We start from the raw sequence: 12,935 nt of genomic DNA, 5'->3' as shown, positions 1-12,935 counted from the left end.
GGGCAGGCCCCGGCCGTGCACGTCGCCGGGGCCACCCTGGCGAAGGCCGACGGCACCCCGATCACCCTGCACGGGGTCAACCGGTCGGGCGCCGAGTTCATGTGCGTCCAGGGCCACGGTTTCTTCGACGGGCCGGCCGACCAGACGTCCGTCACCGCGATGAAGTCCTGGGGCATCAACGCCGTCCGCGTGCCGCTCAACGAGGACTGCTGGCTCGGCCACTCCAACGTCGAACCCGCCTACGCCGGCGCGGCCTACATCAGCGCCGTACGGAGCTACGTCGACCTGCTGCACCGCAACGGCCTGGTGACCGTCCTGGACCTCCACTGGACGGACGGGGCGTACACCGGACCGTCCGCCGGCTGCTCCGACGCCGACGCCACCTGCCAGAAGCCCATGCCGGACGCCGCCGGAGCCCTGCCGTTCTGGACCTCGGTGGCGCAGACCTTCAAGGGCGACGACGCCACCGTCTTCGACCTGTTCAACGAGCCCTACCCGTCACGCGCCACCGGGAGCGCGGCCAGTGGCTGGGCCTGCTGGCGGGACGGCGGCAGCTGCGCCGGCATCGGCTTCCGGGTCGCCGGCATGCAGGCGATGGTCGACGCGGTGCGCTCGACCGGCGCGGACAACGTCCTGCTGCTGGGCGGCCTGGAGTACGCCAACGACCTCACCCAGTGGGCCGCGTACCGACCGAATGATCCGCTGCACAACCTGGCCGCGTCCTGGCACTCCTACAACTTCAACGCCTGCAGCACCAGTTCCTGCTGGGACGCCCAGCTCGGCCCGCTGGCGGCCCAGGTCCCGGTGGTCACCGGCGAGGCGGGCGAGAACGACTGCGCCCACGGCTACCTGGACACCCTGCTGCCGTGGCTGGACCGGCACGGCGTCTCCTACCTCGCCTGGGCCTGGAACACCTGGGACTGCGGCAGCGGCCCGGCGCTGATCAGCTCCTACGACGGCACGCCGACCGGCTTCGGCGCCGGCTACCGCGCCCACCTCGCCGGCCTGTAGTCACGCCCCGCTCACGCCGACTCCCGCACCACCAGCTCCGTCGGCAGGACCACCTGCCGGCGGAGCCGGGCCGGCCGGGCGATCTCCTCGAGCAGCAGCCGGACCATCAACCGCCCCATCTCCTCGGTCGGTTGGCGCACGCTGGTGAGCGGCGGCTCGGTATGCCGGGCCACCACGGAGTCGTCGAACCCGACCACGGCGACGTCCTGCGGCACCCGCCGGCCCGCCTCGCGCAGCGCCTGCATCGCGCCCGCCGCCATCAGGTCCGAGGCGCAGAACACCGCGTCCAGGCCCGGCCGGCGGGCGAGCAGGTCCCGCATGCCCTCGCGTCCGCCGTGCTCGGTGAAGTCCCCGTGGGCGACGAGGCCCTCGTCGGCCGGGACGGCGGCCTCGTCGAGCGCCTGCCGGTAGCCGGCCAGCCGCGCCGCGGCGGCCTCCATGTCGAGCGGCCCGGTGACGGTGGCGATGGCCGTCCTGCCCCGGGACAGCAGGTGCCGGACGGCCGCCCGGGCGCCGCCCGCGTTGTCGGCGTGCACGTAGCCGAGCGTCTCCTGCGCCGAGCGGCGGCCGCTGAGCACGGCGGGCAGCTCCAGCCGCTCCAGCAGCTCGGGGAGGGGGTCGTCCTGGTGCACGGAGACCAGCAGGACGCCGTCCACCCGGCGGGCGGCGAGGTAGCGAGTCAGCCGCTCCCGCTCGTGCTCGTCGCGGACCAGCACCAGCAGCAACTGCAGGTCGGAATCGGCGAGTTCGGCGGAGACCCCGGTGATGATGTCGGAGAAGTAGGGCTCGGAGCTCAGTTTCGCCACGCTCTCCGGGATGACCAGCGCGACGGCGTCGGTCCGGGAGGTGACCAGGGAGCGCGCCGCCTGGTTGGGGACGTAACCGAGCTCCGCGATGGCCTGCTCGACCGCCGCGCGGGCCTTGGCGCTCACCCTGGGCGAGCCGTTGACGACGCGGGACACCGTGCCCCGGCCCACACCGGCCCGCGCCGCGACCGCCTCCAGGGTGGGGCGGGCGGCGGGTGGCTGCTGCGCGGCTCGGCTCATGATCGTTCTCCCGGCGGACGGCGGAACTCGGACGGCGGAATGCGGACGGCGGTGGTGGCTGCGGCGACCGGCACCGAGGGCGGCCGGACGACACGGTCCGGTAACGGAGCCGATGCACGCCCTTGACACGCCTCGCGCGGCGAAGCAATCTTCCCACATCGCGGTGGGAGCGCTCCCACAGGTGTGTTCCACCCCGCTCCCCCAGCTATGCCGGCCGCCATTCGCGCGGCGTTTGCCATGGACCACCCTGGACGAGGAGATTCGGCCATGCGGAACCCCGGCACCACCCCCAGCACCAGAACAGCCGCCGCCCGTCAGGCGCGTAAGCCGCTTCCCGCCGCCGCCGTCGCGGCTCTGTGCGCCCTGCTGGTCGCCGGCTGCAGCAGCTCCGGCAGCAGCTCCGGCACCGGCACGGGCGCGGCCTCCGGCGGCAAGGTCACCCTGACCGTGGGCGACTACGGCACCTTCGGCTACAAGGAGGCCGGCCTGTTCGACGCGTACATGCGCGAGCACCCCGGCATCACCATCGTGGAGCACACCGTCCAGCAGGAGAGCGACTACTACCCCGCCCTGCAGACCCACCTGGCCTCGGGCAGCGGCCTGGACGACATCCAGGCGGTCGAGGTCGGCCGGATCGCCCAGGTGGTCAAGAAGCAGGCGAACAAGTTCGTCGACCTCGGCACGGCGGCGGGAGTCGACAAGGGCGCCTTCCTGCCCTGGAAGTCGCAGCAGGCCACCGCCCAGGGCGGCGCCGTGATCGGCCTGGGCACCGACATCGGCCCGATGGCGATCTGCTACCGCAAGGACCTGTTCCAGCAGGCCGGGCTGCCCACCGACCGCGCCGAGGTGGCCAAGCTCTGGCAGGGCGACTGGGCCAAGTTCCTCGACACCGGCAAGCAGTACCAGGCCAAGGCGCCCGCCGGCACCTTCTTCACCGACTCCGCCGGCGGCCTGTTCAACGCCGTGGTGTCCTCCAGCCCGCTGCAGTACGACGACGCGAGCGGCAAGCTGGACTACAAGAACAGCCCCGGCGTCAAGGCCGCCTGGGACCTGTCCACCAGTGCGATCCAGGCCGGGATCAGCGCCGGTCTCAAGCAGTTCGACACCCCGTGGAACCAGGCGTTCGCCAACTCCAAGTTCGCCACCGTGGCCTGCCCGTCCTGGATGACGGCCATCGTCTCCGACAAGTCCGGGCCCGCCAACAAGGGGAAGTGGGACATCGCCGCCGCCCCGTCCGCCGGCAACTGGGGCGGCTCCTTCCTCACCGTGCCCAAGGCCGGCAAGCACCAGAAGGAGGCCGCGGCGCTCGCCGCCTGGCTCACCGCGCCCGCCCAGCAGGCCAAGGTCTTCACCTCGGTCGGCAACCTGCCCTCCACCACCGGGGCGCTGAGCCGGCCGGAGGTGCAGGGCGCCAAGCTCGACTACTTCGGCGACACGCCCACCGGCCAGATCTTCGCCGCCACCGCGCAGTCCATCAACCCGACCGTGATCGGCGAGTGGGACGGCCTCGTCAAGGACGCCCTCACCAACGGCGCCCTGCTCAGCATCGAGCAGCACCAGAGCGACCCCGCCAAGGCGTGGAGCACGGCCGTCAAGGAGATCGACGACAAGGTCAGCGACTGACGGCCCGTCCCGGGCGCCCACCCGTCCCGGCCCCGACCGGCCGGAACGGGGCCGGCCCCGCCCTCCCGAGAGAGGTCACGACCATGCTCGACGAGGCCGTCCCGGCCACCGCCCCCGGCGGGAGGCGCCCCGCTCCCCCGCCACCGCGCCCCTGGCGCACCCGGCTCTACCGGTGGGACCTCAAGGCGTCGCCGTACCTGTACGTCGCGCCGTTCTTCCTCTGCTTCCTGGCCTTCGGCCTGTTCCCGCTGATCTACACCGGCTGGGTGTCGCTGCACAGCGTCGACCTCCAGACGTCCGACCAGATGCAGTGGCGCGGCTTCGGGAACTACACCCGGATGCTCCACGACGACCTGTTCTGGAACGCCCTGCGCAACACCCTGACCATCGGTCTGCTCTCCACCGTGCCGCAGCTGCTGATGGCCCTCGGCCTGGCCCACCTCCTCAACTACCGCCTGCGCGGCCGGGGCTTCTTCCGGATCGCGATGCTCGCGCCCTACGCGACCTCGATCGCGGCGGCGACCCTGGTGTTCACGCTGCTGTTCGGGCGGGACTACGGGATGATCAACTGGGCGCTGGGCCACCTGGGCCTCGGCCCGGTCGACTGGGAGGGCGGCACCTGGAGCTCCCAGATCGCCATCTCCGTGATCGTCACCTGGCGTTGGACGGGCTACAACGCCCTGATCTACCTCGCCGCCATGCAGGCCGTCCCGCACGACCTGTACGAGGCGGCCGCGCTCGACGGCGCCAACCGGTGGCAGCAGTTCCGGCACGTCACGGTGCCGTCCATCCGGCCCACCATCCTGTTCACCGTCGTGGTCTCCGGCATCGGGGCCACCCAACTCTTCGGCGAGCCCCTGCTGTTCGGCGGCGGCGCGACCGGCCACAGCGGCGGCGCGGCCCACCAGTACCAGACCCTCGGGCTCTACCTGTACGACCAGGGCTGGTACGCCTTCCACCTCGGCCGGGCCGCCGCCGTGGCCTGGACGATGCTGCTGATCCTGCTGGCCATCGGCGCGCTCAACCTCGCCCTGGTCCGCATCCGCCGGGCCCGGAAGGGGAGTTGAGAATGGCCAGGAACCCGGGGCGCCGTGCGGGAGCACGCGGCCTCACCGGAGCCGGACCGCTCACGTACGCGGTGCTGATCGTCGTCGCCGTCCTCTCCCTCTTCCCGCTGTACTGGACCCTGGTCGGCGCCTCGACCTCCGGCAGCCGGATCGCGCAGACCCCGCCGCCCCTGCTGCCCGGCGGGAGCCTGTGGCACAACCTCGACATCGCCTGGAACCAGGTCCACATGGGCGAGGCGCTGCTCAACTCGGTGGTGGTGGCGAGCTGCGTGACCGCCAGCACCGTGCTGTTCGCGACGCTCGCCGGCTTCGCCTTCGCCAAACTGCCGTTCCGGGGCCGCAACGCCCTGCTGAGCCTGGTGGTGGCGACCATGACGGTGCCCGCCCAGCTGAGCGTCATCCCGCTGTACCAGATCATGGCCGAACTGCACTGGACCGACCGACTTCAGTCGGTGATCCTGCCGAACCTGGTGGCCGCGTTCGGGGTGTTCTTCATGCGGCAGTTCCTGTCCGAGGCACTGCCGATCGAACTGGTCGAGGCGGCCCGGATGGACGGCGCGAGCAGCCTGCGCATCCTGTGGAGCGTGGTGCTGCCCATCGCCCGGCCCGGGATGGCCGTGCTCGGCATGCTGGTCTTCGTGCAGTCCTGGAACGACTTCTTCTGGCCGCTGATCGCGCTGAGCCAGAGCAATCCCACCGTCCAGGTCGCCCTGGCCGGCCTCGGCGGCGGCTCGTACGACTCCGACCAGGCCGTCATCCTCACCGGATCGCTGCTCGGGACGGCACCGCTGCTGCTGGTCTTCGCCCTCCTCGGCAGGCACGTCGTCGGCGGCATCACCGCCGGTGCGGTCAAGAATTGATGCTCAGTCAGTCATCTTCTCTCCCCCACTGGACGTGGAAAGGCCAGCCATGACTTCCGCGCACACCGAGGTGTCCCCGGCCGAGACCGCCCCGCCCGCCCTCCCCGACTTCCCCGCCGGCTTCCTCTGGGGGGCCGCGACGGCGGCGTACCAGATCGAGGGGGCCGTCGACGAGGACGGCCGGACGCCCTCGATCTGGGACACCTTCAGCCGCACGCCCGGGCGGATCGCCGGCGGTGACACCGGAGACCGCGCCACCGAGCACTACCACCGCTACCGGCAGGACGTCCGGCTGATGGCCGAACTCGGCCTGGGCGCCTACCGGTTCTCGGTGTCCTGGTCCCGGGTGCAGCCGACCGGCCGCGGGCCGGCCGCCAAACAGGGCCTCGACTTCTACCGGCGCCTGGTGGACGAGCTGCTCGAACACGGCATCCAGCCCGCGCTGACGCTCTACCACTGGGACCTGCCGCAGGACCTGGAGGACCTCGGGGGCTGGCCGGCCCGCGACACCGCCGGCCGCTTCGCCGACTACGCCGCCCTGGTGGCCGACGCGCTCGGCGACCGGGTGGGCCTGTGGACCACCCTCAACGAGCCCTGGTGCTCGGCCTTCCTCGGCTACGGCTCCGGCGTGCACGCCCCGGGCCGCGCCGACTGGACGGCCGCCCTGCGCGCCGCCCACCACCTGAACCTCGGCCACGGCCTCGCGGTCGAGGCGCTGCGCACGGCGCTGCCCCACGACGCCCGGATCGCCGTGTCGCACAACCTGCACGCGGTGCGGCCCCGCACCGACTCCGCGGCGGACCGCGAGGCCGCCCGCCGGATCGACGCGGTGGGCAACCGCGTCTTCACCGGCCCGATGCTGGACGGCGCCTACCCCGCCGACCTGATCAGCGACACCGCGCACCTGGTCGACTGGTCGGAGCTGGTCCACGACGGCGACCCGGCCACGATCGCCCGGCCGATCGACCTGCTGGGCGTCAACTACTACACCCCCACCGTGGTGTCGGCCCTGCCGGAGGGCCAGGCCCCGGACGCCGCCGCCGCGAGCGAGGCCGGCCACGGCGACGGCGCCCAGTCCCCCTTCGCCGGCTGCGGCGACCTGCTCTTCACCCGCGCGCCCGGCCCGCGCACCGCCATGGGCTGGACGATCGACCCGAGCGGCCTGACCGAACTGCTGCTGCGCCTCCACCGCGAACACCCCGGGCTCCCGCTGATGGTGACCGAGAACGGCGCCGCCTTCGACGACCGGCTGACGCCCGAGGGCGCGGTGCACGATCCGCAGCGCATCGCGTACCTGCACGGACACCTGGACGCCGTCCGGCAGGCGATCGCCGCCGGCGCCGACGTGCGGGGATACTTCCTGTGGTCGCTCACGGACAACTTCGAGTGGGCGCACGGCTACGGCAAACGGTTCGGCCTGTACCACGTGGACTACCCCACCCAGGCCCGGACCGCCAAGGACAGCGCCCGGTGGTACGCGGAGGTGATCCGCCGGGGCACGCTGCCTGACCTGGGTGTGTGAGCGCGCCCGTTCCCTTGACGCCGGTCAGCGGACCGGCGAAGCTGGCAGCGGTGGGTCAACCGGCGCGCGACGAGTTCCGCGCGATGTGCTCCGTGCGATGAATTCCGCGCATGGAGTTCCGCGCATGGAGTTCCGCGCGATGTGTTCGGGGTGCAGTTCCCGTGTCGAGTGTCGATCCAGGACGGCCCCCATGCCTCAGACCTTCCCCAGCACCGACCCCGCTCCGACCCTGGCCGAGGTCGCCCGCCGGGCCGGTGTCTCCATCGCGACCGCCTCCCGGGTGCTGAACCGTTCCGCCCGGGTCTCCACCGACGTGGCGGCCCGGGTGGAACGGGCGGTGCACGAGCTCGCCTACGTCCGCCGCCGGGCGCCCAGTGCCCGGCGGACGGGCGTGGTGGCCGTCGTGGTCTTCGGCGATCCGACGCAGTACCACGCGGACGCCTTCCCGGTGCGGCTGCTGGCCGGGCTGCGGCGCTCCCTGCCGTGCGCGGAGCGGGAGTTGGCCGTCTTCACGGTGCCCAGGCGCTCCCGGCGGCCGCCGCTGCTGCGCTACCTGTGCGGCGGCCACGTCGACGGAGTGCTGCTGGTCGGCCCCTGGGGGGACACCGCGCTCATCCGGCTGCTGCACGCCGCCAGGGTCCCGGTGGTGTCGCTGGGCCGCCCGCCGGAGCCCGGCACGGTGGCGTTCGTGGACGCGGACAACCTGGCCGGCGCCAGGGAGGCGGTGCGGCGGCTGTGCGCCTCCGGGCGCCGGGCGGTGGCCACCATCGCCGGGCCGCCGGACACCGCGGCCGGCGCGGACCGGCTGGCCGGCTACCAGCAGGCGATGGCGGCGGCGGCCGCGCTCCGGCCCGCGGTGGCGTACGGCGACTTCGGCAGCGCCTCCGGCGAGCACGCGATGCAGCGGCTGCTGGACCAGCGGCCGGAGTTGAACGCGGTCTTCGCCGCCTCCGACCAGATGGCGGCCGGCGCCCTGCGGACCCTGCGGCGGCGCGGGCTGCGGGTGCCCGAGGACGTGGCGCTGATCGGCTTCGACGACGCCCCCGTCGCGGCGCGGTGCCGCCCCGGGCTGACCACCGTCCGCCAGCCGGTGGAGGAACTCGGCGCCCGCGCCCTGGAGTTGCTGCTGCGCGATCCGGCGCCCGGCGAATCGGTCGTGCTCCCCACCCGGCTCGTCGTCCGGGCGTCGGGCTGAGCACGCGCGCACGGCCGGCCCGCTCGAATCCCCTTGCGTCGACGACAACGGCGATGAGAGCGTTCACAGTCGTCGAGAACGATCCCTGACCCGTGGTCAACCCGCCCCTGCCCACCCCCTGGAGCGCACGTGCCCGACCGATCGACCGCCCAGCGCGCCGAAGCGGCCTCCACCGCCTCCGGCACCCGGCTGTTCAGCCCGACCGCGACGGTGGCCTCCTGCGCCGGGTTCGTCCTCATCGGAGCGCTCCAGGCCCTGTACGGACCGGCGATCCCCGCACTGCGGGAGGACTTCGGCCTCTCCCCCGCGGCCGCCGGACTGGGCCTGAGCGCGCACTTCGTCGGCGGCGTGGCCGGCGTCCTGGTCTTCGACCGCCTGCTCGGGCGCATCGGCAACCGCCGGATCCTGGGCGCCTCCTACCTGCTGATGGCGGTCGGCGCGGCGAGCTTCGCCCTGGCCCCCGACTGGCCGGCCGCCCTGGCGATGGCGCTGCTCGCCGGGCTCGGCTTCGGCGGCATCGACTACGGCCTGAACCAGCTCTTCGCCGTGGGCTTCGGCCGCCGCTCGGCGGCGATGCTGAACGTGCTCAACGCCCACTTCGGCATCGGCGCCGTCCTCGGCCCCGCGCTCGTGGGCGCGGTCGGCGCCGACCACTACCCGGCGCTCTTCCTCGCCTTCGCCGCGGCGAACCTGCCGTTGCTGCTGTGCCTGCGCGGTGTGCACGGCCGGGCCCCGCAGCCAACGCGCGACGCCGGTGACACGGACCGGGCCCCCGGGAGCGTGCTCGGGCGCAGCCTGGGCTCGGTGCTGGCCGTCTTCGTCACCCTGTACGTCCTGCACGTCGGCATCGAGGCGGGTGTGGGCGGCTGGGAGCCGACGCACCTGGAGGCCGTCGGCTACGGCGCCGGGCTCTCCGCCACCGCCACGTCCGTGTACTGGCTGATGATGACCGCCGGACGCTTCCTGGTGGCCCCGATCACGCTCCGCTTCTCCGCCGAGTCGATCATCACAGTGTCCTGCGCGGGGATGACGGCCTGCCTCGCGCTGGCGGCCGTGCCGGGCGTCGCCCCGTACGCCTACGCGGGCGTCGGTCTGTTCATCGCGCCGATCTTCCCCACCGGGCTGCCCTGGCTCCACCGCGCCGCACCCCGCGCCCGCCGGGCCGGCGCGCTGGTGATCGCCGCCTCGATGGTCGGCGGTGTCGTCGCGGGGCCGGCCCTCGGCCGGGCCATCGAGTCGCTGGGCGTCCGCTCGGTGCCGCTGGTGCTCGGGACGGTCTCCGCGCTGTGCCTGGCGGCGACGCTCTGGCTCGTCCGCGCCGCCGCCACGGGAAGCCCGGTCCCGCCCGCCCGGTGAGGCCCGAAACTTTCGATCGATCCGCTCGCCAGGCTCGACCGACCCGCGAAAGTTACCGCTCACAGGTGGAGGATCCGCGAGGGTCTCGACGGATGTCTCAACAGGCAAGCCTTTGACCAGGGATTCTCCTGAGGTGGACTGGACCACACAGGACCGACACTTTCGCTCACCCTGTCGAAAGCATTGACAGCTTGTCACGCGCAGGCCAACACTGTCGTGCCAATGGCCGCGGCTCCCGACCTCGGCCCCGAGGTCGCCAATCCGCGTGGGGCAGCGCGGAACTGACGACCAGCCGGCTTCCTCCCCGTGGCACAGGACCGGCGCCCCACCCCCACCCATTCGGCAGGACGGATCACCTCCGTGAACGCTCCCCACCCCAAGAGCCGCAAGGTCGGCCGCCTCCGGCGGACCGTCCGCAAGGCGCACCTCATCGTGCCGGCCCTCGCCGTCGTCCTGGTCTTGCCCGGCACCGCCGACGCCGCCACCGTGACCACGAACCAGACCGGCACCGACGGCGGGTACTTCTACTCGTTCTGGACCGAGGGCTCCGGCGCGGTCTCGATGTCGCTCAACGGCGGCGGTCGCTACGGCACCTCCTGGTCCAACGCCGGCAACTTCGTGGCCGGCAAGGGCTGGAGCACCGGCTCGCGCAGGCCGGTCTCCTACTCGGGCACCTGGAGCACCAACGGCAACGCCTACCTGTCGCTCTACGGCTGGAGCACCAACCCGCTCGTCGAGTACTACGTCGTCGACAACTACGGCTCCTACCGGCCGAGCGGCGCGTACAAGGGCACCGTCACCAGCGACGGCGGCACCTACGACATCTACGAGACGACGCGCTACAACGCCCCGTCCATCGAGGGCATCAGGACCTTCAACCAGTACTGGAGCGTCCGCCGGGGCACGCGCACCGGCGGGACGATCACCGTCGCGAACCACTTCGACGCCTGGGCCGGGCACGGCATGCGCCTCGGCACCATGAACTACGAAATCCTGGCGACCGAGGGCTACCGGAGCAGCGGCAGCTCCGACCTCACCGTGAGCGCCCGATGACGAAGGAGATCCCCATGCGTGCACGGAAGTCCGGCCCGGGTCGGCCGACCAGGGCGCTCACCGCCGTGGTCGCGGCCGTGGCGGCGCTGGCCGCCACGCTCGGCGTCACCACCGCACAGGCCGCCGCCGACACCGCGCGGACGGGCGCCGGCGAGCTCGGCTGCGCCCTGCCGTCGACGTACCACTGGTCGTCGACGGGTGCGCTGGCGCAGCCGGCGAACGGGTGGGCCTCGGTGAAGGACTTCACCGACGTGGTCTACAACGGCAAGCACCTGATCTACGCCTCGAACGTGTCGGGGTCCTCGTACGGCTCGATGATGTTCAGCCCCTTCTCCAACTGGTCGGACATGGCCTCGACCGGACAGACCGGGATGGGCCAGGCCGCGGTGGCGCCCACGCTGTTCTACTTCGCCCCCAAGAACATCTGGGTGCTGGCGTACCAGTGGGGCCAGTGGCCCTTCGTCTACCGCACGTCGACCAACCCGACGAACCCCAACGGCTGGTCCGCGCCGCAGCCGCTGTTCACCGGCAGCATCCCCAACTCCGGCACCGGGCCGATCGACCAGACCCTGATCGCCGACGGCCAGAACATGTACCTGTTCTTCGCCGGTGACAACGGCAGCATCTACCGGGCGAGCATGCCGATCGGGAACTTCCCGGGCAACTTCGGCTCCTCCTACACCACCGTCATGACCGACACGGTGAAGAACCTCTTCGAGGCCCCCCAGGTCTACAAGGTCAAGGACCGGAACCAGTACCTCATGATCGTCGAAGCCCGGGGCGCGACCGAGCAGCGCTACTTCCGCTCCTTCACCGCCACCAGCCTCAACGGTTCGTGGACCCCGCAGGCCGGCAGCGAGAACGCCCCCTTCGCCGGCAAGGCCAACAGCGGCGCCAACTGGACCAACGACATCAGCCACGGCGACCTGGTCCGCAACAACCCCGACCAGACCATGACCATCGACCCCTGCAACCTGCAGCTCCTCTACCAGGGCAAGGCCCCCAACGCGACCGGCCCCTACGACCAGCTGCCCTGGCGCCCGGGCCTGCTGACCCTCCAGCACCGCTGACCGGCTCTCACCACCCCGCGCACACCGCGACCCCGGCAGGATGTCCGGCCGGGGTCGCGCCTTCTTTTGTGAGCGTTAACAGACTTTGCCCCGTGAGCTCTGTCGGTTCCTCGGGGTCAGTAGCCGTGGATCAGGTTGTAGGCGACCTGCGGCAGGAACTGTCCGGCCGTCGAGCCGGCGCCGGTGCCGCAGTTGCCGTCCGACTCGCCCGGCGCCTTGATCCACAGCAGCATCTCGGCGCCGCCGCCGACCTGCGTGGGCGTGCCGATCCTGCGTCCGGCCGGGTTGCACCAGGCGCCGTCCGATCCGTTGCCGTTGCGGCTGGTGTCGACCACGAACGGCTTGGTGAACCCGTTCGCCGACCGCAGCGACGCGTTGACGGCGTTCCCGTACGCCGTGTTCTGCGCGGTCGGGAGGAAGTTGGACACGTTGAGCGAGAAGCCGTGGGCTCCGCTCACGCCGGCCGCGGCCAGGTGACGGGCCATGGTGTCGGCGCTGAGCCAAGCCGGGTTCCCGGCGTCCAGGTAGACCCAGGTGTTGGGCGCCTTGGCGTTGAACTGGGCGATGGCGTTGCGCAGCAGGGCGTTGCGGGCGGTGATCTGGTTCTGCGTCATGCAGCTCTCGTCGCCGAGCGAGTCGGGTTCGAGGACGACCACCGCGGGCCGGTTGCCGATGCCGCCGGCGAAGGCGGCGATCCAGGTGGCGTAGTCGGCGTCGGAACCCGCTCCGCCGCCCGACTGGCCGGCGCAGATGTCGCGGTTGGGGATGTTGTACGCCACCAGGACCGGCAGTTTGCCGTGGGCGGCCGCGGCGCCGACGAAGGCTCCGGTCGCCGTTCCGATGGTGCCGCTCCAGTTGCCGAACCAGCGCGCCGTCGGCACGTTGGCGATCGACGACCGGATGGCGGGGGCGCGGCCGTCGCCGGGGTTGGCGTTGAGCCACTGCTGGGCGCTGGAGTCGGGGTCGACGTAGAAGCCGCTGGTCATGGTGGTGGGGTCGGCGGCGTACGCGGTTCCGGGGTGGGCGGCGACCACGAGGGCGGTGAGCGCGGGGGCCAGGAGCAGGGAGAGCCTGCGGAGCGAGCGGCGCATGGTGCTTCCTCCACGGGTGGGGGGTGGGTGGGGGTGAGACG

9 protein-coding genes and 2 pseudogenes are annotated in these 12,935 nt (G+C 72.4%); 9 read left to right on the top strand and 2 right to left on the bottom strand.

Going from position 1 to position 12,935, the window contains the following annotated elements:
- Positions 1-1,011: glycoside hydrolase family 5 protein (locus VM95_RS35705; RefSeq protein ID WP_045705047.1), on the top strand; the 1,011-nt coding region annotated here is incomplete at its 5' end.
- 11 nt (positions 1,012-1,022) lie between these two features.
- On the opposite strand, the gene VM95_RS35700 is transcribed toward VM95_RS35705, so the two are convergent.
- On the bottom strand, positions 1,023-2,057 hold the full coding sequence (locus VM95_RS35700) for a LacI family DNA-binding transcriptional regulator (RefSeq protein ID WP_045705041.1): 1,035 nt from the start codon (positions 2,055-2,057) through the stop codon (positions 1,023-1,025).
- Between the two features lie 267 nt (positions 2,058-2,324).
- Between VM95_RS35700 and VM95_RS35695 the strand changes: the two genes are divergently transcribed.
- The 8 genes and pseudogenes from VM95_RS35695 to VM95_RS35660 all read left to right on the top strand — a co-directional run.
- Positions 2,325-3,680: an ABC transporter substrate-binding protein gene (locus VM95_RS35695; RefSeq protein ID WP_045705039.1), complete on the top strand. Its 1,356-nt coding sequence runs from the start codon at positions 2,325-2,327 to the stop codon at positions 3,678-3,680.
- A gap of 83 nt (positions 3,681-3,763) precedes the next feature.
- On the top strand, positions 3,764-4,747 hold the full coding sequence (locus VM95_RS35690; RefSeq protein ID WP_045705037.1) for a carbohydrate ABC transporter permease: 984 nt from the start codon (positions 3,764-3,766) through the stop codon (positions 4,745-4,747).
- A gap of 2 nt (positions 4,748-4,749) precedes the next feature.
- Positions 4,750-5,607, top strand: coding sequence for a carbohydrate ABC transporter permease (locus tag VM95_RS35685; RefSeq protein WP_045705035.1), 858 nt, complete (start codon positions 4,750-4,752; stop codon positions 5,605-5,607).
- Between the two features lie 49 nt (positions 5,608-5,656).
- Positions 5,657-7,129 (top strand): glycoside hydrolase family 1 protein, encoded by a 1,473-nt coding sequence (locus VM95_RS35680; RefSeq protein ID WP_045705032.1) that lies wholly within the window; start codon positions 5,657-5,659, stop codon positions 7,127-7,129.
- 190 nt (positions 7,130-7,319) lie between these two features.
- Entirely contained in the window at positions 7,320-8,324 is a 1,005-nt protein-coding gene (locus VM95_RS35675; protein ID WP_045705030.1) for a LacI family DNA-binding transcriptional regulator, read from the top strand.
- A gap of 129 nt (positions 8,325-8,453) precedes the next feature.
- The gene (locus tag VM95_RS35670; RefSeq protein WP_244179100.1) at positions 8,454-9,680 is read left to right on the top strand and encodes an MFS transporter; all 1,227 of its coding nucleotides are present in this window, start codon (positions 8,454-8,456) and stop codon (positions 9,678-9,680) included.
- Between the two features lie 432 nt (positions 9,681-10,112).
- Positions 10,113-10,724: pseudogene (locus VM95_RS35665) on the top strand (glycoside hydrolase family 11 protein); the annotation flags it as partial.
- A 170-nt stretch (positions 10,725-10,894) separates the two neighbouring features.
- A pseudogene (locus tag VM95_RS35660) lies at positions 10,895-11,803 on the top strand (non-reducing end alpha-L-arabinofuranosidase family hydrolase); the annotation flags it as partial.
- 116 nt (positions 11,804-11,919) lie between these two features.
- Here the strand turns inward: VM95_RS35660 and VM95_RS35655 are convergent.
- A complete protein-coding gene (locus VM95_RS35655; RefSeq protein ID WP_045705023.1) occupies positions 11,920-12,894 on the bottom strand; it encodes a glycoside hydrolase family 6 protein in 975 nt (324 codons plus the stop codon).
- Positions 12,895-12,935: the final 41 nt, after the last annotated feature.

The organism is Streptomyces rubellomurinus (assembly GCF_000961885.1).
GTDB lineage: Bacteria > Actinomycetota > Actinomycetes > Streptomycetales > Streptomycetaceae > Kitasatospora > Kitasatospora rubellomurina.
This window is presented reverse-complemented; position numbering and strand designations above follow the sequence as displayed.

Bases quoted from the DNA above. Each gene is read 5' to 3' on its own strand.
- VM95_RS35680 (WP_045705032.1), top strand. From the start codon at position 5,657: ATGACTTCCGCGCACACCGAGGTGTCCCCGGCCGAGACCGCCCCGCCC.
- VM95_RS35695 (WP_045705039.1), top strand. From the start codon at position 2,325: ATGCGGAACCCCGGCACCACCCCCAGCACCAGAACAGCCGCCGCCCGT.
- VM95_RS35700 (WP_045705041.1), bottom strand. From the start codon at position 2,057: ATGAGCCGAGCCGCGCAGCAGCCACCCGCCGCCCGCCCCACCCTGGAG.
- VM95_RS35655 (WP_045705023.1), bottom strand. From the start codon at position 12,894: ATGCGCCGCTCGCTCCGCAGGCTCTCCCTGCTCCTGGCCCCCGCGCTC.
- VM95_RS35690 (WP_045705037.1), top strand. From the start codon at position 3,764: ATGCTCGACGAGGCCGTCCCGGCCACCGCCCCCGGCGGGAGGCGCCCC.
- VM95_RS35675 (WP_045705030.1), top strand. From the start codon at position 7,320: ATGCCTCAGACCTTCCCCAGCACCGACCCCGCTCCGACCCTGGCCGAG.
- VM95_RS35685 (WP_045705035.1), top strand. From the start codon at position 4,750: ATGGCCAGGAACCCGGGGCGCCGTGCGGGAGCACGCGGCCTCACCGGA.